The sequence below is a fragment of the Poseidonibacter antarcticus genome (genome assembly GCF_003667345.1).
Lineage (GTDB): Bacteria > Campylobacterota > Campylobacteria > Campylobacterales > Arcobacteraceae > Poseidonibacter > Poseidonibacter antarcticus.
In genome coordinates this window covers 39,176-64,852 of record NZ_RCWF01000003.1, presented here as the reverse complement: position 1 = coordinate 64,852, position 25,677 = coordinate 39,176, and the positions used below count along the sequence as shown (strand labels likewise).

The window sequence follows — 25,677 nt, the reverse complement described above, 5'->3', positions numbered from 1 at the left end:
CTTTACTCTTTTTCTAAACATAATCAACTCCCTCTATATGTAGAATAACTATAAGGAGTTATTAATAATGGAACATGATAATTTTCATTTTTATCATCAACGTGAAATCTAATTACTACATCTTGTAAAAAAGTACTTTTTATATATTTAGATTTAAAATATGAATATACATCAAACTCTAATTCATAAGTACCTTCTTGAAGTTCACTATTTTCTAATAATGCTTTATCACATCTACCATCACTATTTGTTTTTGCTGTTTTTATTAACTCAAACTTATCATCAATTTTTTTATATAATTTAATATCAACACTACTAGCTGGTTTTCCAATTGTTGTATCTAAAATATGTGTACTTAATTTTCCCATTTTAAATCCTTACTTTTTTAAAGAGATTAGCCATAAAGCTAAAACATCTCTTTCTTCTTGTGTCATATGAGTTTTATTTCCAAAAGGCATTGAATTACTAGCTATAGTTCTTGTATAAATAATATCTTTTGCATTTATTATTTGTTCCTTAGTATCAAGCATAAAACCAGAAGGAGCAACAGTAAATTGATCATCACTTGGATTCGCAGAATGACAAGTTGAACATCTATTTTCCATAATTAAAGCAATTTGTGAATAAGCAATTGGTTTAGCACCTTCTATAACTTTTGGTTTAGATGGAATTAATAAGTAAAAAGCAATTGCAATTAATACAACAGCAGCACCTAAAGCAGTTTTAGCTCCTCTTTTACCTTCACCTTCAAGGTTAAAATAATGTCTAATTAATACAGTGATTATAAAAATTGCTATCAATACAATTGGAGCATTTTCTCCCGCATAAAAAATTGGATAGTGATTACTTATCATTATAAATAAAACAGGAAGTGTAAAATAGTTGTTATTTCTTGATCTTATATAACCTCTAAAACCAATCTCTTCACCTAGTTCAGATTTTTCAACACACGCTTTTACAAGTTCTCGTTGTGATGGCATAATTACAAAGAATACATTGAATACCATTATCACACCAATCATCGCACCAATTTGAATGAATACAGCTCGTGGAGCAAAAAATTGTTGATAAAAAAATGCTGATACTGCAACAACTACTAACATAATAAGTGCAACAATAGCTTGTTTTTTAACAAGTGCTGATTTTGTAACATTGTCATAAATTAACCAACCTACAACCAATCCTGCTAAACTTAATAATATTCCTGTTGTTGCACTTATATCTGTTCCACTTTTTAAAAGATAAGAGTTTGCATTGTAATAATAAACAACACATAAAAGAGCAAATCCAGTTATTAATGTGAAGTAAGCTTCCCATTTAAACCAATGAAGATGTTTTGGTAATTTATTTGGATAAGATTTAAATTTTTCTAAATAATAAAATCCTCCACCATGAACAGCCCATAAATGTCCAGAGATTCCCTCTTTTTGTTGTCCTTGTCTGTTTAGATTATTTTCTAACCAGTTAAAGTAAAATGATGCTCCAATCCATGCAACCCCTGTAACAAAATGTGCAAAACGAAGCATGGCATTTAGCCAATCCATTATATAAGCTTCCATAAATTAATCCTTTAAAATTTCTATATCTTGATTGAGTTCTAATTCAATACAATCAATTATTTTATTTTCTTCTTTTCCTAGATCATTTCTATCAACTACGATAAACTGTTCATTATCTTCTAAACTTATAAGAGGAAAATGCCAAACATTTTTATTGTAATGGACACCTTGATTTCCATTTGATTTAAACACACTTAAAGTATTCAAATCAGGTTCTTTCGCACCCAAAGCAACAACAATTATAAAAGGTGTTTTGCTTCTAGGTATAAAAGTTTGTGAAAAATGAGGATGCTTTTCCATCATATTTATTTTCAAAGGAAACTCTCTTTTTTTTCCTTCATATAAATGTAAAGTAGCTACTCCACCATTATCATTTGCATCAATATTACAAAGGTTGTAATGCTTAGAAGCAAAACCATTATTTATTACTATTGAATCAGAATTATCAACACTAATAATTTTTCCATATTTAGAAAACTCTTCATCTTCTAAACTTATAGGACTTATTGTTCGCATAATATTTTCTCTGCTTCTTTATATTTAATAAATTTCCCAAATAATCTAAATCTTGAAACTCCACCATCAGGATAGATATTTATTCTTACGTGAGTTATTGGTTTTTGATGTGAAAAACTTGAACTATCAAAATAATGTTTTTGATCCATTTGCAACTTTTGTTTAGGAAGAAGTTCTTCCCAGAATATACTTTGTGTTACAACTGAACTATGTGTTGTATTTGGAATATATGCCGCATTTAATGAGAAATAATCTGGATAATTTCCTTTGAAGAAATTAGTATCAATCATAAGATTATCAATAATTGCAGGATTTGCTAATTCAATAATTCCCCAATCATAACCTGGTTCTCTTCGTCTTCTAGTTTCCCAACCATCACCCATATTTACAGCTTCTGTAATTTTAATAATATTTTTTAATGAACCAAAGAATTCATTATTTGCATATATTGCTCTTGCACCTGTTCTTCTTGAAATTACATTAATATTTTCTTTTTCAAAAAGTTTATGATCAAAAGAAATAAATCCATAAGCTTTAAATCTAGCAATACCACCATCAGGGAAAATATCAATTTTCAAGTGAGTTACACTTTGTTGATATTTAGATTCTAAAGAAAAAATATCATGAGGTCCTAAATCTGTTTGAGCCACTAGCGTAAACCATTCAAAATTATCAGGATTATCAATAATCTCATCATCACTTGCATCAGGAGCATAACATCCTTTAACAGATGCAGAAGGAGGAAAGTTTCCTTTGAAATAACTTGTATCAATTTCAATTTCAATAATTCTAGAAACCTGTCCTAGTCTTAAAATTGCATAATCATTTCCATCATCTCTTCTTCTTCTAGTTTCCCAACCGTCCATCCAATGTCCATTTTCATCATATTCATCTTTAAAAACTGGTTCAGTTGCTTGAAGCATTCTATTTGCATTTGCAAAGAATTCATCTGTTACATAAATAATTTCTGTTCCAAGTTCTAAACTTGCAACATCCATAAGTTCTTTTTGTCTATTTGCCATAAATACCCTTTATTCTAATTAGTGCAATTTGATTGATTTGATCTAACGCCTCTTGTTTTTCATCTTCAAAAGAGTTTTCCAATCTTGATCTAAAGTTTTCAATAATTTCTTTTTTAACTCTTCCTTTTACTGCTAAAATATAAGGAAAATCAAATTTATCAAAATACTTTTTATTTAATTCATCAAATAATTTTATTTCTTCATCTGTACATGAATTTAAACCAGCTGATTTTTGTTCATTTGTTGAAAAGTCTGTTAATTCATTATTTTTAGCTTGTTTCCCTGCTAACATTGGGTGAGCTTTTATTAAACTCATTTGTAAATCAATACTTTCATTAAAAACTGTATTTGAAAGTATTTTGTGAAATTCTTCTAAATCGTTATATTTCAAATCCTTTTTAATACTCTCAAAAGATTTTTCTATAACCCAAGGAGAATGCTCATATAGCTCATCAAATGTTTTTAAAAATTCTGATTTGTTTTCATTAGCTAAGTCATGTGGATAAATCATATTTCGATCCTTTTTTCTCCAAAATTTTTAATCCAATGTTTTGCAATATCTTCTCTTTTGCAAAACCAAACATCATCGAAATTTGATACATATTCTAAAAATCTTCTCATTGCCATTATTCTTCCAGGTCGACCAAGAATCCTACAATGCATTCCAATTGACATCATTTTTGGTGCTGTTTGACCTTCTAAATAAAGAGCGTCAAAACTATCTTTTAAATAAGTAAAAAATTGATCTCCAGAATTAAAACCTTGAGCTGACGCAAATCTCATATCATTTACATCCAATGTATAAGGAATAACTAAATGCTCAACATCTTTTGGTACATCTGTTGCAAAATAAGGTAAATCATCATTATAAGCATCGCTGTCATATAAAAAACCACCTTCTTCAACTATTAATTTTCTTGTATTTTCACTATCTCTTCCTGTATACCATCCAAGAGGTCTCTTCCCAATCATTTTTTCTAAAAGCTCAATACTTTTATATAAGTGATCTCGTTCAATACTTTCTTCAATATTTTGATATGAAAGCCATCTATAACCATGTGAACATATATCGTAATTATGAAGTGCTAAATATTCTGCAAGCTTAGGATTTCGTGCAAGTGCCATTGCAACACCAAAAATAGTAATAGGAATATTAAAACTTTTAAATAATTCTAATATTCTCCAAACACCAACTCTTGAACCATATTCATAAATAGACTCCATACTTTTATGTCTAGAAGTAAAAGCTTGAGCATTGATAATCTCAGATAAAAAAACTTCAGAAGCTTCATCACCATGTAAAACACAGTTTTCAGAACCTTCCTCATAATTTAATACAAATTGAACAGCAAGCTTTGCTTTATTTGGCCACTTGGGATTAATTGGTTCATTTGCATATCCAATCATATCTCTTGGATAGTTATCTAAAAAATCATTCATCTTTTATACTCCTTATAATATAAATGCTAATGCACTTATAAATGTAATAACTAAAATTCCTAAATTTAAATCTTCAGTTTGTTTTTTTACTAGTTTGATTAATGTATACACTATAAAACCTGCTGCAATTCCATTTGTAATTGAGAAAGTTAAAGGCATTAAAAGAACAATAAAAAATGCTCCTGCACTAGTTGCTAAATCGGAATCTTCAAATTTAATTTTTCCAAGTTCTGTAAACATTAGGACACCAACAACTACAAGTACTGGATAAATTGCATTGCCAGGAATTGATTTAAATAGTGGTAACATAAATAAAGTAGTTACAAAAAACATTGCAGTAAAAACTGCTGTTAACCCAGTTCGTCCACCTTCCTCAACTCCTGAAGCACTTTCGATAAATGATGTTGTTGTAGAAACACCCATAAATGCTCCTGCTGTAGTTGCAATTGCATCTGCTTCTAATGTTCTTTGTAGAGATTTGTCATCTTTATTATTCTCTTGGAAAAGGTTAGCTCTTGTTCCTACACCTGTTAAAGTTCCAAGCGTATCAAACATATCAGTAATTAAAAAAGTAATAATTACAGGAAGTAATGAGAATGTTAAAGCACTCATAATATCAAGCTTAAAAAAGATTGGTTCAATTGAAGCTGGTGCACTTAAAATTTCACTTGGAAAAGATCCAATACCAAAACTCCAAGCTACAATTGAAGTAATTGCAATAGAAAGAATAAAAGAACCTTTAATTCTATAAGAGTAAAAAGCAAAAGCTAAAACTAATCCTAGAACTCCTAGTAATACATTCCCATCTGAGAAATCTCCAAGACTAACTAATGTTGCTTTATTTTCGACAATCATTCCCATTTGTTTTAAACCAATAAAAGCAATAAAACAACCAATTCCTGCTGAGATTGCTCGTCTTAAAGACATCGGGATAGAAGTCATAATCCAAATTCTAAAATTTGTTAAAGACAAAATTACGAATAAAATACCCGATAAGAAAACAATTCCTAAGGCAGTTTCCCATGGGATTTTCATACCCAATACTAATCCATATGAGAAATATGCATTTAATCCCATTCCAACTGACATTGCAATTGGAGTATTTCCCCATAATCCACTAAATAATGTTGCCAAAATTGTAATAAGTGCAGTTGCAGTTACAACTGCATCCATTGGAAGTCCAGCATCCGCGAGTATAAATCCATTTACTGGAACTATATACATCATTGTTAAAAAAATTGTAAAACCTGCTGATAATTCAGTTGAAACATTTGTACCATGCTCTTTTAATTTAAACATAATTTTGTCCTTTGTCTTTAATCTGTGAATATAATATCAGATTGTCTACAATATTATAAAGCATCTATGTATATTTATTAGACAAATTATCTGTACTTTTATTTTTTATAAATAAATAAGACAACTCTTTAATGTAGTTAGTTGAGTACCTACAAGTTTTATATTTATCTTAATAAATAGATATTCTTTTATTTTTGTATATTATATGTACATTAAATAGTACTATTTAATACTCTTATTGTATACAATCACAGATATTTACACTTAACAATAAAGGATATAACATCATGATTGATATATATATGGCAGAAATACTATCTTTTAGTAAAGATCCTACAAAAAGCAAATTATCTTCTAATTCAATAAACTATTATAAAAATGGTTTACTTATAATAGAAAATGGATTTATTAAAGATGTTGGTAATTATGAAAATATTAAAAAAAAATATATGATAAATGATAGTGATATAAACAAGATATATAAAGATAAATTAATTATGTCTGGATTTATAGATACACATATTCATTATGCACAAACTGAAATCATAGGTTCTTTTGGTGAAGAATTATTGCCATGGTTAGAAAAATATACTTTTCCTGCTGAGTTAAAATTTAAAGATAAAGAATACGCAAGTAAAATCTCAGACTTCTTTATACATGAGCTTCTAAAAAATGGTACAACTACTGCATTAGTATTAGGAACAGTGCATGAAGAATCTATTGATGCAATCTTTGAAGTTGCAAATAGTATCGATATGAGATTAATTGCAGGAAAAGTAATGATGGATAGAAATGCTCCAAAAGAACTTCTTGATACTCCTAAAGATAGTTATGAAAAAAGTGAAGAATTAATCAAAAAATGGCATGAAAACAATAGACTTTTATATGCAATAACGCCAAGGTTTGCACCAACTTCTTCTAATGAACAGTTAAAACTTGCAGGGGAATTAAAAAAGAAATATCCAACAACATATGTACATACACATTTAAGTGAAAATAAAAAAGAAATAGCTTGGGTTAAATCATTATTCCCTCAATCAAAGAATTATCTAGATGTATACGATAGTTTTGGTTTAGTTGATAAAAGAAGTATCTTTGCACATGCAATTCATTTAGAAGATGAAGAATATCAAACTTTGCATGACAAAGGTGCTGCTATTAGTTTTTGTCCTACTTCTAATTTATTTTTAGGAAGTGGACTTTTTAAAATAAGAGAGATGAAAAAAGAAAATCGTGATATAAAAATTGGATTAGGAACTGATGTTGGAGCTGGAACTAGTTTTAGTATGATTAAAACATTGGCTGAAGCATATAAAGTCATTTCATTAGAACAAAATAATAATACAAAAAGAGAAGCATTTGGATCATTTGAAGCATTTTATCAAGCAACATTAGGTGCAGCACAAAGTTTATATCTTGATGATAAAATTGGAAAAATAGAAAAAGGTTATGAAGCTGATTTTATTGTCATTGATTTTAAACCTGATGCACTACAAAATTTAAGAATTAATAAAATAGAAGAATCAAAAAAAAGTGATTTAGAAAAACTAGAAGAAAAACTCTTTGCATTAATGATTATGGGAGATGATAGAAATATCATATCAACTTTTGTAAATGGAAAAAAAGTTTATTAAAACTTTTTTCTATTTTTTAGTATTAATTCCAAAATTTAATGCTTCAATACAATGATTTAAATGTAAATTCATAATACTTTTTGAATTTTCTACATCATGATTTTCAATAGCTTTTATCAAATTATTATGTTCTTCATAAGAACAAAATGAAGTTTCATTATCATCGAAAATAAGTCCAGCTAATATACTTAATGGAATTAGTGGTTTAAGTGCATTTATTAAAAACTCATTATCACTTAGTAGTGCTAAATTTAGATGAAAATCGCAAGAAGTTTTTACATACTCACCATTTTTAAGAGATATCTTTAAATATTTTTCTGTTTCAATATTTTCATTTAATAAAGATAAATCTAACTCACCTTTTGCATGCTTTTGTGTTAAATTTTGTATTATTCCTATTTCTAAGATTTTACGTGTTGCATAAATATTTCTTGTGTCCTCTTCTGATAACCAAACGATATGGAAACCTTGATTCTTTTTATAAGTTAGAATACCCATACTTTGTAATTGACTAAAAGCCTTTCTTGCAACTTCTCTACTTACATCAAATTCTTTTGCTAATACACTTTCTGAAAGTTTAATACCTGGATGAAGCTTTTTTGTAAAAATAGAATCAAATATATAATTAACAATATTGTCTTCTAAACTTAAATTATTATCTGGGTCAAACACTAAATAACTCCTTTTAATATTTTTTATAATACTTACTATCTAATTTATACCATAGAATTATTTATACTAAATAAAAACTATGTTTAAACCAACTAAAATTGATATAATTCCAGTTAAAATAAATACTCTTTTTATATTTCTTTTACTATTTAAAATATTTTCATTAATAAAATTAATTATAAGACCAAATCCTACAAATACTAGACTAACACCTAAAATAAAAGCTATCACCATATAAAGGTTTACACTAGCTGAACTTATAACACTAAGAGTAATAAGCATTCCTCTAACTCCACCTATTCCCATAAGTGAACCCATCATAAAAGCATTTTTGGTTTCATTACTTTTATGCGTATGATTTTTTTGAAAACTTAAGTGAATATGTTCATGTCCTTTATGTACATGCTTTTCTAAAATGATTCTTTTTGCTGTTACTAAATAAATCATATAAATTCCCATTGCAATAATTACAAAAGTACTGATATAATCTCCATAAGCTAAATACTCTTCAATAGAAGTATATGATTGAAGAATTTTTGCAAAAATAAATAACATTAACCCATGACCTATTGCAAAAGAGATTGTGATTAAAAGAGTTTTACTTTTACTTTTACCAAGTGAAAAATTTACAATTGCCACAATATGATCTGGTCCAAAGGCATGAAGAATTCCATACCAAAAAATAAGTATTAATCCTAATTCCATTTTATTGTTTCCCCATATTAAATTTATTTTTATTTAAAGTATTTCTATAGATATTCCAAACATCTGAGACTTTATTTTTTAAAATAGCCATATTATCGCCACTTAAAACACCTATTATTAACTTTTTAGATTTACTATATGTGAAAGTTGTAAACTCTTCTTTTGATAATACATCTAAAAAGTTTTCATTATCTAAAGTCTTTATATATACTTTTGCAAACAAATTACTTGAGCTACTTTTTCTTTTTATATAATCTTTTAGCTCAGATCCTTGAACATCAAACTTTTCTAAATATTCACATTTTTTATTTTCTAAAAAAGAGTTTTTTATTTTCATTATTGAAAAATCAAAATCTTCAAAAGTTCTTCCATTACTTAAAATATCTGTATAAAAGAAAGTAGAACTTTCATCAAAATTTAGCCTAAATGTTTGAATAAATTTTGCATCTTTATACAAAATTAACTCATCATTTAAAAACTCTAAGTTAGATGAATTTTTAAGCTCTATATCTATACTATTTATACTAAAATATTTGGAATTTGACGGATATATTTTAGTAGCTGATTCTGTTGTAATTATTAGATTTGAGTTATCTAATTTAAAGTTAGTTTTAATTCTATCTTTTGGAAAGATTCCCTCTCCAATATTAAGAAGTTTGATATAATTTTCATCATCATTAAACAAATAATATCGTGAAGGAAGATTTAATCTATCCAGTGAAAACTTATCATTTTTAAAACTAAACTTTAAACTCATATTATTAACCCTTGTAAAAATATTTTAGCAAAAACAATAAGTTTAATATTTCTACAACTGTATATTTTATAACCATTTATACAGATAAATGTTGTTTAACTATTTCATCACTTAATTGTGATATTTCGCCATTTGCAACAACAGCGCCTCTATCAACTACATAGAAATCATCACCATGTTTTCTTGCAAATGGTAGTTTTTGCTCAACTAACATAACTGTCATTTGCTCTTCTTTTGTAAGATAATCAATAACATCACCAATTTGAGCCACAATATTTGGTTGAATTCCTTCACTTGGTTCATCCAAAATCAAGAACTTTGGATCAATACATAAGGCTCTTCCAATAGCTAATTGCTGTTGTTGACCTCCACTTAAATCTCCACCTTTTCTATGTGCCATATCTTTTAAAACTGGAAATAAATCATATATTTTATCTGGAACACTTTTGATTTTATTTCTATTTGATAATACACCAATTTGAAGATTTTCTTCTACTGTTAATTGAGAGAATATTTCTCTACCTTGAGGAACATAACCTATTGCAATTCCTGCTCTATCGTGAGCATTTAGTTTTGAAATATCGTTACCCTCATAAATTAGCTTTCCACTTGAAATAGGAAGTAAACCCATAATAACTTTGGAAAGTGTTGTTTTACCAACACCATTTCTTCCCATAAGACAAGTACATCTACCTTTTTTTAGCTCTAAAGTTAAATCCCACAAAGTATGACTTTGAGCATAAAACTGATTTAATTTATCTATTTGTATCATAATTATTCACCTAAATATACTTTTCGTACTTTCTCATTATTCTGAATACTTTCCATATTCCCTTCTGCTAAAACTGAACCTTCGTGAAGAACAGTTACTTTAGAAGCGATACTTCTAATAAATTCCATATCATGCTCAACTACTACAACAGCTTGTTCTTTTGCTAAATCTCGCAAAATCTCACCTGTTTTATCAACTTCTTGAGGTGTCATTCCAGCAACTGGCTCATCAACTAGTAATAGTTTTGGATTTTGCATAATTAGCATTCCAATTTCTAACCACTGTTTTTGACCATGTGATAAAATTCCTGCTTCTTGGTTAAATAAATCTTTTAAACCAATAAGTCCCATTGTTTCTTCAATTTTATCTTTTTGCTCACCGCTTATTTTTGAAAAAAGTGTTTTGAAAAATCTCTTATCATCTTGCATTGCAAGTTCTAAGTTTTCAAAAACTGTATTATTTTGAAATACTGTTGGCTTTTGAAATTTTCTTCCTATTCCAATTTCTGCTATTGAAGGTTCATCCATTTCTAGTAAATTTACAGCATCACCAAAAGTAACTGTTCCTTCATCGGGTCTTGTTTTTCCTGTTACTACATCCATCATTGTTGATTTACCAGCACCATTTGCACCAATAATACATCTAAGTTCTCCATAGTTAATAGAGAAACTTAAATTGTTCAAAGCTTTAAAACCATCAAAACTAACAGTTACACCATCTACAAGAAGTATTCTTTTACCTTTTTTTAACTCACCAATATTTTGTGAATTTTCAGGATTTAATAAAATCATTACGCCACCTCTTTTCTACTGTTTAGTTTGTCTTTTATCTTAATAACAAGTCCAACCACACCTTGTGGTAAAAATAAAGTAACAAGAACAAACAATCCACCAAGTGCATATAACCAAACTTCAGGAAGAGCAGATGTAAAGTACGAACTAGCAAAGTTAACTATAATAGCTCCAATAATTGCTCCATATAAAGTTCCTCGTCCACCAACTGCTACCCAAATTACAAGCTCAATTGAAAATAATGGTGAAAATACACCAGGATTAATAATTCCTACTTGTGGTACATATAAAGCCCCTGCAATTGCAGCAAGTACAGCTGAAACAATAAAAATAAATAGTTTATATTGCTCAACTTTATAACCAATAAATCGTACACGACTTTCTTGATCTCTAATAGACATAACAACTCTACCTAGTCGTGAATTCATTATAAATCTTGCTATTAAATATCCACCTAAAAGAGCAAAATAAGAAATGATTAATAATGCAATTCTTGTAGAATCTAATGATAAATCAAAACCTAAAATATCTTTAAAATCTGTAAGACCGTTATTTCCACCAAACCCCATATCGTTTCTGAAGAATGCTAACATTAAAGCATACGTTAAAGCTTGAGTAATAATCGAAAGATAAACACCTGTAACTCTTGATTTAAATGCTAACCATCCAAATATAAAAGCTAAAATTCCTGGAACTAACATAACCATTAAGAACATAAATAATGGATTATCAAAACCATACCAAAACCAAGGTATTTCTTTTAAATTCATAAATACCATAAAGTCTGGTAAATCGGGGTTTCCATAAACACCACGGTCTCCAATTTGACGCATTAAATACATGCCCATAGCATAACCACCAAGAGCAAAAAATGCTCCATGACCAAGACTAAGTACTCCTAAATATCCCCAAACTAAATCAAGCGCAAGTGCTAAAAGTGCAAATGCTAAATATTTACCAAGTAATGTAACTGTAAAAGTAGATACATGAAAAATAGAATCAGCAGGAACTGCTAGATTTAAAATAGCTACCAAAGCAACTACAATAAAAAGTGTTCCTAATACAATCTTTCCACCTCTATCATTTTCTAAAATTTTTAATATTATTGATTTTCTCATAATCTAATCCTGTGCATCTCGACCTTTTTGAGGAAATAATCCTCTAGGTCTTTTTTGTATAAATAAAATGATAAATACCAAGATAATTACTTTTGCTAAAACAGCCCCTGCGTATGGTTCTAAGAATTTATTAAACTCTCCTAGTGTAAATGCTGCGATTAATGTACCCCATAAATTACCAACTCCACCAAAAACAACAACCATAAATGAATCAACAATATAAGCTTGTCCTAAATTTGGTCCAACATTTGTAAGTTGAGATAAAGCAACACCAGCAACACCTGCAATACCAGAACCAAGTCCAAATGTAATTGCATCAATCCATGAAGCTTTTATTCCCATTGCTCGAGCTATTTCTCTATTTTGTGAAACAGCTCTAACTTTTAATCCTAAAGATGTTTTATTTAAAATATATAAAACAAATAAAAATACTATTATTGAGAAAATCACAATATATAATCTATTATATGTAAGAGATAATGCACTATTTATTTCCCATGCTCCACTCATCCATTGTGGTGTTTTAACTTCTTGATTTAAAGGAGAAAAAACAGTTCTTACAATTTGTTGTAATACTAATGAAATACCAAATGTAGCCAATAATGTTTCAAGAGGTCTTCCATATAAATGTCTAATTACAAGTCTTTCAATTAAAATACCTACAAGACCACTTACTATAAATGCAGCAGGAATTGCTATGATAATTGAATACTCAATTAGATTTGGCATAATTTGTTGAAGTGCATAAGTAGTATAAGCACCAATCATAATAAGCTCACCATGAGCCATATTAATAACTTTCATAACACCAAATGTAACTGCTAAACCAATAGCTGCAAGAAGTAAAACAGAACCCATACTTAAACCAAAAAATGCAGTTTCTAAAAATGAGTAAAATGATTTACTACTTTCTATTGATGCAATTGATGTATTTGCAAGTTTTACTAATTCTATATCTTCACTATTACTTGAAATTTCTTTTAAAACTTCAAGAGATTTTGGAGATAAAAAAGAGCCTAGTTTTTTAATAGCTTCTTTTTTATCTTCACCATCTTTATATTTTGCAATTAAAACTGTACTAGCTTCATCAAGTACTTCTTTTACTTTTGAACTTGTTTCTTTTTCTAAAACTTGATTGATTAATTCTTCATTTTTAATATCAAGATTTGTTAATAAATTCTTTGCTGATTTAAGTCTAGTATCTTCATTTTTTGAAAATAAGTTTATTTTTGCAAGAGAACTTTTGATAATACTTCTTAATTTATTATTGATTTTAATTTTTGAGAAGTCATATTTTGAACTAGGTTCTAAATCTTCACCTGAAAAAATGTCAGTTGTTAAATAATTGTTTTCTTTTTTATCTTTTAAATAAACTATAACTTTATTTTTTTTAGTATAAAGTAAGTCACCAACTAATAACTTTTGAAATAAAAACTCCAATTTTTCATCTTGGCTATATTTTGAAGTTAAATCAACTATAACTTTTTCTTTTGTTTTAAAACTTTTTGTTAGTAATTTATTAGCATCTTCTTGAAGAGTTTCTCCAAAAGCAATACTAAGTATTAATAAATTAAGTAATATTATTTTAAATATTTTCATGATTACCTTTCTGTCAAAATATGAGAGTTAAACTCTCATATTTTAATTTAGTTAGCACCTATACATTTTTTTGTAACAGTGTTGTAGTTCCCACAATTAAGAGGTTTTGTCCAGTCAGAGATTAAATCTTTAGATCCTGGTAAGAAGTCAGACCATGCATCACCTGCAACTTCACCTTCAGTTTCCCATACAGTTTCAAATTGACCATCTTCTTGAATTTCTCCAATTAAAACAGGTTTAGTTAAATGGTGATTTTTAAGCATTTTCGCAGTACCACCTGTTAAGTTTGGAACAGTAATACCAATCATTGCATCAGCAACTTTATCAACATTTGTAGATCCAGCTTTTTCAACAGCTTTTACCCACATATTAAATCCGATATAAGTAGCTTCCATTGGGTCATTTGTAACTTTTGTATCGTCTTTTTTGTATTCTCTCCAAGTTTTAATAAACTCATCATTCTCTTTTGATTCTGCACTTTGGAAATAATTCCACGCAGCTAAATGTCCAACAAGAGGTTTAGCATCAAGACCTGATAACTCTTCTTCACCTACAGAGAATGCAACAACAGGAATATCAGAAGATGAAATACCTTGGTTACCTAATTCTTTATAGAAAGGAACATTTGCATCACCATTAATTGTTGAAACAACCGCTGTTTTAAGACCAGTAGAACCAAATTTCTTAATATCACTTACAATTGATTGCCAATCTGAGTGACCAAATGGAGTATAATTAACCATAATATTAGAAGCTGGTACACCTTTTGCTTTTAAATATGATTCTAAGATTTTATTTGTAGTTCTTGGATATACATAATCAGTCCCAGCTAGAACCCATTTTTTAACACCCATATCATTCATTAAATAATCAACAGCTGGTATTGCTTGTTGGTTAGGCGCAGCACCCGTATAAAATACATTTTTAGAAGATTCTTCACCTTCATATTGAACAGGATAAAATAATAAACCATTTAACTCTTCAACAACTGGTAAAACAGATTTTCTAGAAACTGATGTCCAACAACCAAATGTTACATCAACTTTATCTTTAGTTAGTAAACCTCTCATTTTTTCAGCAAATAAAGGCCAGTTTGATGCAGGATCAACAACTACAGGTTCTAATTGTTTTCCTAAAACCCCACCTTTTTTATTTTGCTCTTCAATTAACATTAAAACTGTATCTTTTAATGTAGTTTCAGAAATTGCCATTGTTCCTGAGAGTGAGTGAAGAACCCCTACTTTAATTGTTTCAGCAGCAGTTGCAGCTGATATTGTCAGACTAAGTAATGCAGAAGCGGCTAATGCTTTCGTGAATTTTTTCATTTTAATTTTCCTTTCAAAATTAAGTCTCTTGACCTATGTTTGAAAGTATAAGAAAGAAGTGTTGTTTAAGTGTTGCTTTGGAAATAACAATTGAGTTCTTTTGTATAAAAAATATACATTTAATAAATGGAATTAATCATATTTGATTAACTTATCAACTACATATGAACGTTTCTTTGCCATAAACCATAATATTCCGCCTATTGCTCCTACTGCAAACTGAATAATTCCCAAATCTTGAATCAAAGAATCTGGTCTTAAAGAAACTAGTATCATACCAATAGAGCCACAAATCATGGCACAAAATTGGATTATAGCTACAGCTGAACCAGTATCTTCATTTTGTTGATCAAGCATTAAATTAACTCCAGGCACTCGCATAGTTATCATTGCAATTGTTGATAAAGCAGCAATAAAAGCAAATATCCAAGCAGATAAATTGCCAACTGTATAAGTACAAATACCACATAGTAATATCACAGAAAAACAACATGTAATAATACTTTTAATAGAAACTAAGCGTGAAAGTTTCATATAAATAGTAGGACCAAAAGATGCACACAAGGCATTAAATGCAAAAGCATAACCAAATTCTTGCTCTGTCAATCCAAAACCATCAATATAAACATACGAACCTGATGCTAAAAAAGCCATTATTGTCATAGGAGTTATTGAAAATATACAAAGTAATGAAACAAAGTTTGGGTTTTTAACTACTACTATTAAACGTCCCCATGATTTAAATACAGAACCTTTATACCGATTTTCTAATGTTTCTTCATAATAAAAAGCTAAAATGGCTGAAATAATGCCAAAAATAGCAAGAAATACAAATATCATTGACCATGATGAGATTTTTAATAAAAAAGCACCCAATACAGGAGCAACCATTGGTGCAATAATTACTAAGGACATAATTGTAGCCATAATCTTTTCACGTTCACGTCCATCATAAAGATCTTTAACAATAGCAGTTGCCACAACTGTAGCTGCACTTCCACCAAATGCTTCAATAAGTCGAGATACAATCAAAAATTCTATATTAGTAGCTAATGCACATAATAAACTAGAAATTATGTAAATTAATATACCAATCATCATAATTGGTTTGCGACCAAATTTATCACTTAATGGACCCCAAAAAAGTAATCCTGTTGCATAAACAATAAAATACATGCTCAATGTCAAATTAACCATTGATTCACTAGTGTTAAATATACTTACCATTTGAGGTAACGCAGGTAAATATAAATCAGTTGTTAAAGGTGGAAATGCACTCATTACTACTAAAAATATCAGTGTCCCTGTCTTTCCTAATGCATTTTGTACTTTATTCAATTAATTCCTCCAATTTCTTTTTAAAGTCTCTAGAATATTTATCATTCTAAACTATTTCTTCTCTCCAACAGTTTTGTAAATCATCTAAAAGCATTTTTACACAGTTTAATAATCTCATGATATTTAAATTCATCTACTCTTTTATTTATATCCTCACATAAATCTTTTGATATTTGTTTATTCTTTAGAAGGTTTAAAATAGCGGTATTGTCCATATTATTACAAGCTACAATTAGTTTTTCTAGGATTTGTTTATTAATAGTTTTATAATCTATTTCTTTTTTCTCTTGAATATCTTCATCATAAAGTAAACTTGCATCTATATATTTTTTAAGCATTAATAACAATTCACTCTCTTCTATTGGTTTTGATAGAAAATCATTTGCTCCATTGTCTATTGCGTTCTTTTTATCTTCTGTAAATACATTGGCAGATACTACAACAATAGGAAGAGTAGTATTTTCTAATCTTATTGCTTTTATCGTTTCAATTCCATTTAATTTGGGCATTAAAATATCCATAAAAATAATATCTATTTTCTCTTTTTTATAGATGTCTAAAACTTCTAATCCATCTTTTGCTTCAAGTGTTTTAATACCATAAAAACTAAGTATTTGAACGAGTAGTTTTCTATTTTCTTCAATATCATCAACTACTAATGCGGTTTTTGTGAACTCTTTATTTTTCATTCCTACGATTAAGTTTTTATCTTTTATAGTTTTGATTAAATCTTTTGTTGCATTTTTATAAAGAACTGAAAAATAAAATTTACTTCCTTTGTCTCTTTGACTTTTTACAGATATACTCCCACCCATTAAACTTATTAATTCTTTTGTTATTGCTAATCCTAAGCCTGTTCCATTCTTATTGTAACTTTCTTCTTTTATTTGCTCAAATGGTTTAAAAATCTTTTTTAAATCTTCTTTTTCTATTCCTATTCCTGTATCACTTACTTCAAAAAATAGTTTGTTCATACTTTCATAGATATATAGTTTTATTCCACCTTTTCTTGTAAATTTTAAAGAATTACTCAATAAATTGATTAATATTTGTCTTAATCTTTGCTCATCTAATGTTATATATTTTGGCAAATTCGCATCATACTCTATATGAAATTTTAGTCCTTTTGCTTTTGATCTATATAAAAATAAAGCCTCAATTTCTTTTATAGTTTCATATAGATTAAATGTTTTTGATACAACTTCTATTTTCCCTGCTTCTATTTTTGATAGTTCTAATATTTCATTTATTATGTTTAGTAGATAATTTGCACTTTTTCTTATTGTTTGTAGATTATCTTTTTCATTTGTATTTATATTTTTTGATTTTGAAAGTAAATTTGAAAAACCAAGTATTGCATTTAATGGTGTTCTTAGTTCATGGCTCATTCTTGCTAAAAATATTGATTTTGCTTTATTTGCACTTCTTGCATCTGCAATTGCTAGTTTTAGTTGCTCTTCACTTGAAATTAGTCTTTGTGTATTTTCTTTAAAAATCGCAACTGAACCTATCATATCTCCTACCTCATCTTGATACTTATCTTTATCTAAGTCAACATCCATATTATTTGAAGAGAGTTTAAGCATTGAAATTCTTAGTAAATCAATTGGATATACAATTCTAATTAAAATAATAAAAAAGGACATCAGAAAAAAGATAATTGAAAATAAAACTATAACATTTACATAAAATTCTAGCTCTTTTACTTCAAATTGTGATTGTTCTACTTTCATTTTTGTTCTATTTTCAAAAGCTTTATAAAATTTATCCAAAGGTTTCATTATTTTTACTTTTGCTTCGTGATATTCATCAGAATGCATTAAATCTCGAGCATATTTATATCTTCCTTCTTCTACTGCTTTCATCGCTCTTCGCTCTAAATTTGTAAGATAATCTGATTCATATTGTGAGTTTATAAGTAAATCTAATTCATATTGTGAGAAATTTGCTCTTTGCATAAGTTCACGTAAAGATACTTTTTCACCATCAAGTATTGGTTTTTCATTAGTTAATGTATAAAAATCCCAAAATATCCCTTTGTATCGTGAAGGTCTAGGAATTACACCATTTCTAATATCTAATACAGTTTGAAATTGTTCTTTAAACATAGCTTTTCTTGTAACTACATACGTTCTTGCCATTCTTGTTAAATCATCACTACTTTGTCTTAGCTCTTGTGCTAAAACTAGTGAATTATATTGCATTTGGTAAGCATTTTCTAATTGGATTGTAGCTTTTTGATATTTATTGATAACAATAGCAACACAGATAAAAGAAACTGTATTTAAAATAAACAGCAACATAAAAAGTTTCTTTAGATTCAAGAGATTTCCTTATATATATCTAACGTAAGTTCTTCTATAATCTTAACCAAGACAAAAACTCCTAGGTGATTTAAATATGATTAAAAAATATACAATACTAATAATTGATGATAAAGTTGAGAATTTAAAATATTTAAATACTATTTTAAAAGAAGAAAACTATGAAATAAAAGCAACAACAAATGCAAGTTTTGCAATTGATTCTGCTATTAATAATCCTGTTGATTTAATTTTATTAGATATTAAAATGCCTGAACTTAATGGTTTTGAGGTTTGTAAAATATTAAAAGGACACGATAACATAAAAGAGATTCCAATTATCTTCATTAGTGCATTAGATGATGTAAATAGTAAGGTTGAAGCTTTTGAGCATGGCGGAGTTGATTATATTACAAAACCTTTTGAAGAAAAAGAGATAAAAGCTAGAATAAAAACACAACTAGAACTAGCACAAAATAAAAAAACTATAAGTGATTTATATAAGCAGCAAGACTTTTTCTTAAAAAAAATAATACATGAAATGAACACACCTTTAGGTATTATTACTTTAAATATAAATAGTTTAGAATCAAAGATCGGAGACAAAGATGAATTTGAAGCAATAAGAGCTTCTTCAAAATCTCTATCTTCTATATACGAAGATATCTATTATTTAAGTAAAAAAGAAAAAAGAGTTTTAGATGTAGAGAAAATTGATATACTACGTTATTTATCAAAAAGAGTTTCATTTTTTCATGAGTTAGCATCGATAAAAGATATTTTTTTAGAATTACATTTAGAAGATAATTTTTATATAAATATGAATAAATATGAACTTGAAAGAATAATTGATAACACATTATCAAATGCAATTAAACATTCATTTAAAGATACAACAGTTGATGTATTTATAGAAAAAAACAGAATAAAAATTCAAAACTATGGACATAAAATAAAATCAAGTGATAATATATTTAAAGCCTTTCATCAAGATGATAATGAAAAAGGTTTAGGATTGGGGCTAAATATCATAAAAGAAATATGTGAAAAATACAAAATAAAAATTGATTTAAATATAAATAAAAGATATACAGAATTTTCTTATGATTTTTCTCAAATATCAATAGGGTAAAATATGAAAGTTTTTTTACTAGAAGATGATTTTTCATTAAATAAAATAATTACAAATTCATTAAAAAGTAGAGGTTTTTTTGTTGATAATTGTTTCGATGGATATAAAGCTGTTGAAATGGTTATGCAAAATTCATATGATCTTTTTGTACTTGATTTAAATGTTATTGGTTTTGATGGTCATAAAATCTTAGAAATTATTCGAGAATCAAATAAGGATACACCTGTAATAATAATAAGTGCACAAATTGATATGGAAAATATTAGAAAGTCTTATGCTCTTGGATGTAATGATTACATAAAAAAACCTTTTGAATTTGAAGAATTGTTTTTACGAATACAGTACCATATACAAAAATTAAATAATACAGATAAATTTTTAGTTCAATTGGACAACTCTTATAGCTTTGATTTATTAGAACAAACTTTATATCATAAACAAAAAATAGTAGATTTAAGTATCAAAGAAAAACTTCTAATGTCCCTACTTGTTCAAAATATAAATAGTATAACTTCAATAGAAATGATTCACGAATATGTTTGGGATTCAAAAGAGATGGAAGCTGTTAGTATGAGAAGTTTAATTCATAAACTAAAGAAAAAGCTAAAAAGTGGAATGATTGTAAATTTTAGAGGTGAAGGATACAAATTAATTAAATATTAGATATTTAATGTAAAATTAAGCTATAAGACATATTTTACTTGTTATATTTTCTTTAAACTGGTTAATTTAATTTAAAATTAAGTAAATGACTATTTTATATACATTTTTTATTACAATAAATTATTCTTATCTGCCATAATAATTTCATAAGCATAAAAAGGAATATTTATGAAAGAGAAATTAATAGTAATTGGTAATGGTATGAGTGGTTTACGAGTTCTTGAAGACTTGTTTGATATACAAAAAGATAAGTATGATATCACAATCTTTGGGGAAGAACCTCATGTAAATTATAATCGAATAATGCTTTCTTACCTTTTATCAGGTGAAAAAACTTTTGAAGAAACAATTATCAATCATCAAACTTGGTACGATGAACACAATATCACTTTACATAAAGGTGATAAAGCAATTAAAATTGATAAAGAAGCTAAAAAAGTATTATCACAAAATGGAAAAGAACTTTCATACGACAAATTACTAATTGCAACTGGTTCTAACTCTTTTATTCCTAAAACAATTGGTAGTGAACTTGAAAATGTTATTGGTTTTAGAACAAAACTTGATAGTGATACTATTTTAAAACTAATCTCAAAAGACAAAACAGCAGTAGTTGTTGGTGGTGGACTTCTTGGACTTGAAGCAGCTTACGGTATTGCAATGCATGGAATTAAAACTATTTTAGTTCATAGAAGTGGCTCTATTATGAGTCAACAACTTGACTCTACAGGTGGTAGACTTCTTCAAAAAAATCTAGAATCTTACGGAATTGAATTTAAACTAAATACAACTATTGAAAAAATTGAAGGTGACACAAAAGTTGAAAGTGTAACTTTTACTGATGGGCAAACAGTTGAGTCAAATATTGTAGTATTTGCTACGGGAATTATTCCTAATAAATCTCTTGCAATTGAATCTGGACTTGAAACTAAAAAAGGTATTGTAGTAAACGATTACCTTCAAACATCAGATGAAAATATCTTTGCCATTGGTGAATGTGCTGAACATAATGGAAATACTTATGGTTTAGTAGCACCACTTTATGAACAAGCTAAATTTTGTGCTAAAAAACTAGCAGGAAAAGAAAGTGATGGTTATAGTGGTTCTACACTTTCTACTAGACTTAAAATTTCTGGTATTGATTTGTTTTCTGCTGGTGATTATTTAGGTGATGAAACGACTGAAGAGTTAATCTTACTTGATGAAAAAGCAGGTATTTATAAAAAGCTTGTAATTTATCAAGATAAAATTATTGGTATTGTTTTATATGGAGATACTGTTGATGCTTCTTGGTATTTAAAACTATTAAAAGAGCATACAGATATTAGTGATTTAAGAACAAAAATACTATTTGGTAAATCAGCACTAGCAGGTGATTCTGGTCATGGTGGAAATGATATAAAATCGATGAGCGATGATGAAGAGATATGTGGATGTAATGGTATTACAAAAGGTGCTGTTGTATGTGGTATCAAAGAAAATGACTTAAAAACTTTGGGTGAAGTAAAAAGCTGTACAAAAGCAGGAGCTTCATGTGGTTCTTGTCTTGGAATTGTTGAACAAATTTTAGTTGATACTTTAGGTGATGAATACAATAATACAGTAGAGGGAATTTGTGATTGTTGTGATGTTGGACATAAAGATATAAAAGCCTGTATAAATACAAATGAGTTTGATAATGTTTATGATGTTTTCAAAAAACTTGATTGGAAGACGCAAGATGGTTGTATGAAATGTCGTCCTGCTGTAAATTACTATTTACTTGTAAAATACAATGATGATAAATACAAAAATGATAAAAGATCAGCTCTAGTAAACGATAGGGTATTTGCAAATATTCAAAAAGATGGTACCTATTCAGTGGTACCTAGAATTTGGGGTGGATTAACAAGTCCAAAAGAGCTAAAAGATATGGCAGATATTGCTGTTAAATATGATGTTCCAACTGTAAAGTTTACAGGTGGTCAGCGACTTGATATGTTAGGTGTTAAAAAAGAACAATTAGCACCAATGTGGAAAGATTTAAATGATGCAGGTTTTGTATCAGGTCAAGCGTATGCAAAAGGTTTAAGAACTGTAAAAACTTGTGTAGGTAACCAGTGGTGTAGATTTGGAACACAAGATGCAATGCAAACAGGTATAGATATTGAGAAAATGACTTGGGGCTCATGGACTCCACATAAATTCAAGATTGCAGTATCAGGATGTCCAAGAAACTGTGCTGAAGCTACTATAAAAGATATTGGTGTGATTGCTGTTGATTCAGGATGGGAAATTAGTATTGCTGGAAATGGTGGAATCAAAGTTAGAGTAACAGACTTCTTTACAAAAGTTGCTACAAATGAAGAGTTATATCATCATATAAAAGCAATTATGCAATTTTATAGAGAAGATGCATATTATCTTGAGAGAACTGCTCATTGGGTTGAAAGAGTTGGTTTAGAATATGTTAAAGATGTATTATTAAAAGATAAATCAGGAATTGATTTTTATGCTGCAAGATTTGATGAGTCACAAAGAACAGCACAAATTGATCCATGGGAACAATCACGAAAAGATGGTTTTGCAAAAGAGTTTAGCCCAATCGTAATAGCACCAGAAAATTCAGAAAGCTTTGAAGCAAAGGAAACAGTATAATGTCAAAATGGATTAAAATCACTCAAACTGAAAATATACCAGAAATGGGTTCAAGAGTAATACAATATGGTGAACTAGAAATTGCAGTATTCAAAACAAGAGATGGTTCAATTTTCGCAATAAATAATCAATGCCCTCACAAGCAAGGGAAACTAAGTGAAGGTTTAGTTCATGACCATGTGGTAACATGTCCAATGCATAACTGGGATATAGACCTAAAAAGTGGAAAAGCTTTAGGTAATGATAATGGATGTACTAATACTTATGAGAGTAAAATTGAGGATGATATTTTTTATATTAATCTTTAAAATAAAAGAAACTTTAATTTAATAAGATAGGGAATCCCTATCTTACATATGAACCATTGTTAAAGTCTACAGTAGTTCCATTTACATATTCAGGACAAGCAGTTGCTAACCAAAACATAACTTCAGCAGCTTCACTTGCATCTGCAAATCTCCCTGATGGTACCATTTTTTTAAATTCTTCTTTTCTTTCTTCACTATTATCTTTTTGCATATCAGTTTCAACTGGACTTGGAGCTATACAGTTTACTACAATACCTTGACTTCCTAATAACTTAGCAAAGATTTTTGTTGCATTAATTAAACCAGCTTTTGCAATTCCATACCAAATATCAGGATGTCCAATTTGACCAGCTATTGAAGCAGCATTTACGATTCTTCCATATCCTCTTTTTTTCATATCTTTTGAAAATATAGTCATTAATTCAACTGGAGTATGAAGATCAACATTCAGAATCTTTTCTTTTGCTTCTTTAGGATAATTATCATAAGAATATTTAGGCTGCATATATCCTGCATTATTTATTAGTGTATCAATTTCACCAACTTGTTCAGCAAGAAGAGGTAAATCTTCTACGTTTGATAAGTCATATACAATAGTAGTTACTTTTTTATTGTCTTTATATGGGAATTGTGAAAAATCCCTTCCAACTACAACTACGTCATAATCAGCCTCTAAAAACCTTGTTACTAATGCTAATCCTATACCTTTATTTCCACCTGTTACTAATACTCTTTTTAACATCTATATCCTTTTTTATTAATTATCTTTTGTAAATAATTCTAATCTATACTATTAATTACATCTTTTAATGTATTAACAATTTCATCAATTTGTTCTTTTGTAACAATATATGCAGGAGATAAAGCAATAGTATCACCAGTTGCTCTTACAAGAACTCCTTTTTTGAAACATTCTTCAAAAACATCATTTCCTCTTACTCCAGCTTTTCCTGCTTTTGGAGCTAATTGAACTGCTCCAACTAGACCAATATTTCTAATATCAATTACATTCTTTGCATCTTTAATTGTATGTAATTTTTCTTCAAAATAATCAGCTAAAAGTGCAACTCTTTCAAATAGTTTTTCTTCTTTGTAAGCTTTAATAGTCGCAATTCCTGCTGCTGCTGCAATTGGATGACCTGAATATGTATATCCATGGAAAAACTCAATTGGTGTTTTACTATTATTTATAATCCCATCATAAACTTTGTCACTTGCAACTATCGCACCCATTGGAACAGAACCATTTGTAAGACCTTTTGCAGTTGTCATAATATCAGGAGTTATTCCAAATTTAATAGATGCAAATGCTTTTCCTAATCTTCCAAAACCTGTGATTACTTCATCAAAAATTAGTAAAATATCATTATCTTTACAAATTTGAGATATTCTTTCTAAATAACCTTTTGGTGGGATATGAACTCCAGCTGAACCTGCCATTGGTTCCATAATAAGTGCTGCAATGTTTTCTGCACCATATAAATTAATAGTGTCTAATAATGCTTCAGCTTTATAAAGACCATGTTCTGGCATACCTTTTGAGAAAGCATTTTTTTCAATATCTAAAATAGTAGGAATATGAGCTACTTTTAGTAAATTGTTATATTGTCTTTTATTATTAACTAAACCACCAACAGAAATACCACCAAAGTTTACACCATGATAAGAATGTTCTCGTCCAATTATCATCGTTTTAGATGAATTCCCAATAGCTTTTTGATAAGCTAATGCCATTTTTAAAGCACTTTCTACTGATTCAGAACCTGAATTTGTAAAAAAAGCATGATTTAAACCTTCAGGTGTAATTGAAACTAATTGTTTTGCTAATTCTAGTTCTAATTCATTACCAATTTGAAAAGCAGGTGAATAATACATTTTACCTGCTTGTTCTTTTATAGCTTCAACAACTGTAGGGTAATTATTCCCTAAGTTACAACACCAAAGTCCTGATACTGCATCAAGAACTTTCTGACCTTTATCTGTAGTATAATACATCCCATCTGATTCAACGAATATTTTTGGATTTTTATTAAACTCTCTATTTGGCGTGAATGGTTTCCACAATACTTCTCTATTTATCATTTTTC

At 28.4% G+C, this 25,677-nt stretch carries 24 protein-coding genes; 5 read left to right on the top strand and 19 right to left on the bottom strand.

Annotated features, from left to right (window positions below; genetic code table 11):
- Positions 1-23 precede the first annotated feature (23 nt).
- From uraH to D9T19_RS05240, 7 genes are read right to left on the bottom strand one after another with little or no spacing between them, the layout of a single operon-like run.
- Complete coding sequence (gene uraH, locus D9T19_RS05270) at positions 24-368, bottom strand: hydroxyisourate hydrolase (RefSeq protein WP_121627178.1); 345 nt, start codon at positions 366-368, stop codon at positions 24-26.
- 9 nt (positions 369-377) lie between these two features.
- The gene (locus tag D9T19_RS05265) at positions 378-1,559 is read right to left on the bottom strand and encodes a urate hydroxylase PuuD (RefSeq protein ID WP_121627177.1); all 1,182 of its coding nucleotides are present in this window, start codon (positions 1,557-1,559) and stop codon (positions 378-380) included.
- Between the two features lie 3 nt (positions 1,560-1,562).
- Positions 1,563-2,075 carry an ureidoglycolate lyase gene (locus tag D9T19_RS05260; protein WP_121627176.1) on the bottom strand — a complete coding sequence of 171 codons (513 nt, stop codon included), beginning with the start codon at positions 2,073-2,075 and terminating at the stop codon, positions 1,563-1,565.
- The gene (alc, locus tag D9T19_RS05255) at positions 2,063-3,097 is read right to left on the bottom strand and encodes an allantoicase (protein WP_121627175.1); all 1,035 of its coding nucleotides are present in this window, start codon (positions 3,095-3,097) and stop codon (positions 2,063-2,065) included. Before alc ends, D9T19_RS05260 begins: the two co-directional genes overlap by 13 nt.
- A complete protein-coding gene (uraD, locus tag D9T19_RS05250) occupies positions 3,087-3,608 on the bottom strand; it encodes a 2-oxo-4-hydroxy-4-carboxy-5-ureidoimidazoline decarboxylase (protein WP_121627174.1) in 522 nt (173 codons plus the stop codon). The genes alc and uraD overlap by 11 nt, the downstream gene beginning before the upstream one ends.
- Positions 3,605-4,537 (bottom strand): allantoinase PuuE, encoded by a 933-nt coding sequence (gene puuE, locus D9T19_RS05245; protein WP_121627173.1) that lies wholly within the window; start codon positions 4,535-4,537, stop codon positions 3,605-3,607. The genes uraD and puuE overlap by 4 nt, the downstream gene beginning before the upstream one ends.
- Positions 4,538-4,549: 12 nt before the next feature.
- Positions 4,550-5,836 carry an NCS2 family permease gene (locus D9T19_RS05240; protein ID WP_121627172.1) on the bottom strand — a complete coding sequence of 429 codons (1,287 nt, stop codon included), beginning with the start codon at positions 5,834-5,836 and terminating at the stop codon, positions 4,550-4,552.
- A gap of 287 nt (positions 5,837-6,123) precedes the next feature.
- On the opposite strand from D9T19_RS05240, the gene guaD reads away from it, so the two are divergent.
- Positions 6,124-7,470 carry a guanine deaminase gene (gene guaD / locus D9T19_RS05235; RefSeq protein WP_121627171.1) on the top strand — a complete coding sequence of 449 codons (1,347 nt, stop codon included), beginning with the start codon at positions 6,124-6,126 and terminating at the stop codon, positions 7,468-7,470.
- A gap of 9 nt (positions 7,471-7,479) precedes the next feature.
- Here guaD and D9T19_RS05230 read toward each other — a convergent pair whose 3' ends face one another.
- The 10 genes from D9T19_RS05230 to D9T19_RS05185 form a co-directional block, all read right to left on the bottom strand.
- A complete protein-coding gene (locus tag D9T19_RS05230; RefSeq protein WP_121627170.1) occupies positions 7,480-8,142 on the bottom strand; it encodes a GntR family transcriptional regulator in 663 nt (220 codons plus the stop codon).
- Between the two features lie 66 nt (positions 8,143-8,208).
- Positions 8,209-8,847: a hypothetical protein gene (locus D9T19_RS05225; RefSeq protein ID WP_121627169.1), complete on the bottom strand. Its 639-nt coding sequence runs from the start codon at positions 8,845-8,847 to the stop codon at positions 8,209-8,211.
- 1 nt (position 8,848) lies between these two features.
- Entirely contained in the window at positions 8,849-9,604 is a 756-nt protein-coding gene (locus D9T19_RS05220; protein WP_121627168.1) for an urease accessory protein UreD, read from the bottom strand.
- A gap of 76 nt (positions 9,605-9,680) precedes the next feature.
- On the bottom strand, positions 9,681-10,376 hold the full coding sequence (gene urtE, locus D9T19_RS05215; protein WP_121627167.1) for an urea ABC transporter ATP-binding subunit UrtE: 696 nt from the start codon (positions 10,374-10,376) through the stop codon (positions 9,681-9,683).
- Between the two features lie 2 nt (positions 10,377-10,378).
- A complete protein-coding gene (gene urtD, locus D9T19_RS05210) occupies positions 10,379-11,167 on the bottom strand; it encodes an urea ABC transporter ATP-binding protein UrtD (RefSeq protein ID WP_121627166.1) in 789 nt (262 codons plus the stop codon).
- On the bottom strand, positions 11,167-12,285 hold the full coding sequence (urtC, locus tag D9T19_RS05205; RefSeq protein WP_121627165.1) for an urea ABC transporter permease subunit UrtC: 1,119 nt from the start codon (positions 12,283-12,285) through the stop codon (positions 11,167-11,169). Before urtC ends, urtD begins: the two co-directional genes overlap by 1 nt.
- Before the next feature lie 3 nt (positions 12,286-12,288).
- Positions 12,289-13,884: an urea ABC transporter permease subunit UrtB gene (gene urtB, locus D9T19_RS05200; protein WP_121627164.1), complete on the bottom strand. Its 1,596-nt coding sequence runs from the start codon at positions 13,882-13,884 to the stop codon at positions 12,289-12,291.
- A 47-nt stretch (positions 13,885-13,931) separates the two neighbouring features.
- On the bottom strand, positions 13,932-15,209 hold the full coding sequence (gene urtA / locus D9T19_RS05195; protein ID WP_121627163.1) for an urea ABC transporter substrate-binding protein: 1,278 nt from the start codon (positions 15,207-15,209) through the stop codon (positions 13,932-13,934).
- Between the two features lie 132 nt (positions 15,210-15,341).
- Complete coding sequence (locus tag D9T19_RS05190; RefSeq protein WP_121627162.1) at positions 15,342-16,547, bottom strand: multidrug effflux MFS transporter; 1,206 nt, start codon at positions 16,545-16,547, stop codon at positions 15,342-15,344.
- A gap of 80 nt (positions 16,548-16,627) precedes the next feature.
- On the bottom strand, positions 16,628-18,871 hold the full coding sequence (locus D9T19_RS05185; RefSeq protein WP_121627161.1) for a response regulator: 2,244 nt from the start codon (positions 18,869-18,871) through the stop codon (positions 16,628-16,630).
- 76 nt (positions 18,872-18,947) lie between these two features.
- Here D9T19_RS05185 and D9T19_RS05180 point away from each other — a divergent pair, with 76 nt between their 5' ends.
- From D9T19_RS05180 to nirD, 4 genes are all read left to right on the top strand, one after another.
- Positions 18,948-19,982 carry a hybrid sensor histidine kinase/response regulator gene (locus D9T19_RS05180; protein ID WP_121627160.1) on the top strand — a complete coding sequence of 345 codons (1,035 nt, stop codon included), beginning with the start codon at positions 18,948-18,950 and terminating at the stop codon, positions 19,980-19,982.
- A 3-nt stretch (positions 19,983-19,985) separates the two neighbouring features.
- Complete coding sequence (locus D9T19_RS05175) at positions 19,986-20,645, top strand: response regulator transcription factor (RefSeq protein ID WP_121627159.1); 660 nt, start codon at positions 19,986-19,988, stop codon at positions 20,643-20,645.
- A gap of 168 nt (positions 20,646-20,813) precedes the next feature.
- Entirely contained in the window at positions 20,814-23,282 is a 2,469-nt protein-coding gene (nirB, locus tag D9T19_RS05170) for a nitrite reductase large subunit NirB (protein WP_121627158.1), read from the top strand.
- Positions 23,282-23,590: a nitrite reductase small subunit NirD gene (nirD, locus tag D9T19_RS05165; RefSeq protein ID WP_121627157.1), complete on the top strand. Its 309-nt coding sequence runs from the start codon at positions 23,282-23,284 to the stop codon at positions 23,588-23,590. The genes nirB and nirD overlap by 1 nt, the downstream gene beginning before the upstream one ends.
- A 37-nt stretch (positions 23,591-23,627) precedes the next feature.
- On the opposite strand, the gene D9T19_RS05160 is transcribed toward nirD, so the two are convergent.
- Together D9T19_RS05160 and aptA are read right to left on the bottom strand one after the other, a co-directional pair.
- The gene (locus D9T19_RS05160) at positions 23,628-24,332 is read right to left on the bottom strand and encodes an SDR family NAD(P)-dependent oxidoreductase (RefSeq protein ID WP_121627156.1); all 705 of its coding nucleotides are present in this window, start codon (positions 24,330-24,332) and stop codon (positions 23,628-23,630) included.
- Between the two features lie 38 nt (positions 24,333-24,370).
- The gene (aptA, locus tag D9T19_RS05155; RefSeq protein ID WP_121627155.1) at positions 24,371-25,672 is read right to left on the bottom strand and encodes an omega-aminotransferase AptA; all 1,302 of its coding nucleotides are present in this window, start codon (positions 25,670-25,672) and stop codon (positions 24,371-24,373) included.
- Positions 25,673-25,677 lie beyond the last annotated feature (5 nt).

Bases quoted from the DNA above. Each gene is read 5' to 3' on its own strand.
- uraD (WP_121627174.1), bottom strand. From the start codon at position 3,608: ATGATTTATCCACATGACTTAGCTAATGAAAACAAATCAGAATTTTTA.
- D9T19_RS05220 (WP_121627168.1), bottom strand. From the start codon at position 9,604: ATGAGTTTAAAGTTTAGTTTTAAAAATGATAAGTTTTCACTGGATAGA.
- D9T19_RS05265 (WP_121627177.1), bottom strand. From the start codon at position 1,559: ATGGAAGCTTATATAATGGATTGGCTAAATGCCATGCTTCGTTTTGCA.
- urtD (WP_121627166.1), bottom strand. From the start codon at position 11,167: ATGATTTTATTAAATCCTGAAAATTCACAAAATATTGGTGAGTTAAAA.
- D9T19_RS05240 (WP_121627172.1), bottom strand. From the start codon at position 5,836: ATGTTTAAATTAAAAGAGCATGGTACAAATGTTTCAACTGAATTATCA.
- D9T19_RS05180 (WP_121627160.1), top strand. From the start codon at position 18,948: ATGATTAAAAAATATACAATACTAATAATTGATGATAAAGTTGAGAAT.
- D9T19_RS05160 (WP_121627156.1), bottom strand. From the start codon at position 24,332: ATGTTAAAAAGAGTATTAGTAACAGGTGGAAATAAAGGTATAGGATTA.
- uraH (WP_121627178.1), bottom strand. From the start codon at position 368: ATGGGAAAATTAAGTACACATATTTTAGATACAACAATTGGAAAACCA.
- D9T19_RS05260 (WP_121627176.1), bottom strand. From the start codon at position 2,075: ATGCGAACAATAAGTCCTATAAGTTTAGAAGATGAAGAGTTTTCTAAA.
- alc (WP_121627175.1), bottom strand. From the start codon at position 3,097: ATGGCAAATAGACAAAAAGAACTTATGGATGTTGCAAGTTTAGAACTT.
- D9T19_RS05175 (WP_121627159.1), top strand. From the start codon at position 19,986: ATGAAAGTTTTTTTACTAGAAGATGATTTTTCATTAAATAAAATAATT.
- aptA (WP_121627155.1), bottom strand. From the start codon at position 25,672: ATGATAAATAGAGAAGTATTGTGGAAACCATTCACGCCAAATAGAGAG.
- nirD (WP_121627157.1), top strand. From the start codon at position 23,282: ATGTCAAAATGGATTAAAATCACTCAAACTGAAAATATACCAGAAATG.
- D9T19_RS05225 (WP_121627169.1), bottom strand. From the start codon at position 8,847: ATGGAATTAGGATTAATACTTATTTTTTGGTATGGAATTCTTCATGCC.
- urtB (WP_121627164.1), bottom strand. From the start codon at position 13,884: ATGAAAATATTTAAAATAATATTACTTAATTTATTAATACTTAGTATT.
- urtC (WP_121627165.1), bottom strand. From the start codon at position 12,285: ATGAGAAAATCAATAATATTAAAAATTTTAGAAAATGATAGAGGTGGA.
- guaD (WP_121627171.1), top strand. From the start codon at position 6,124: ATGATTGATATATATATGGCAGAAATACTATCTTTTAGTAAAGATCCT.
- puuE (WP_121627173.1), bottom strand. From the start codon at position 4,537: ATGAATGATTTTTTAGATAACTATCCAAGAGATATGATTGGATATGCA.
- urtE (WP_121627167.1), bottom strand. From the start codon at position 10,376: ATGATACAAATAGATAAATTAAATCAGTTTTATGCTCAAAGTCATACT.
- nirB (WP_121627158.1), top strand. From the start codon at position 20,814: ATGAAAGAGAAATTAATAGTAATTGGTAATGGTATGAGTGGTTTACGA.
- urtA (WP_121627163.1), bottom strand. From the start codon at position 15,209: ATGAAAAAATTCACGAAAGCATTAGCCGCTTCTGCATTACTTAGTCTG.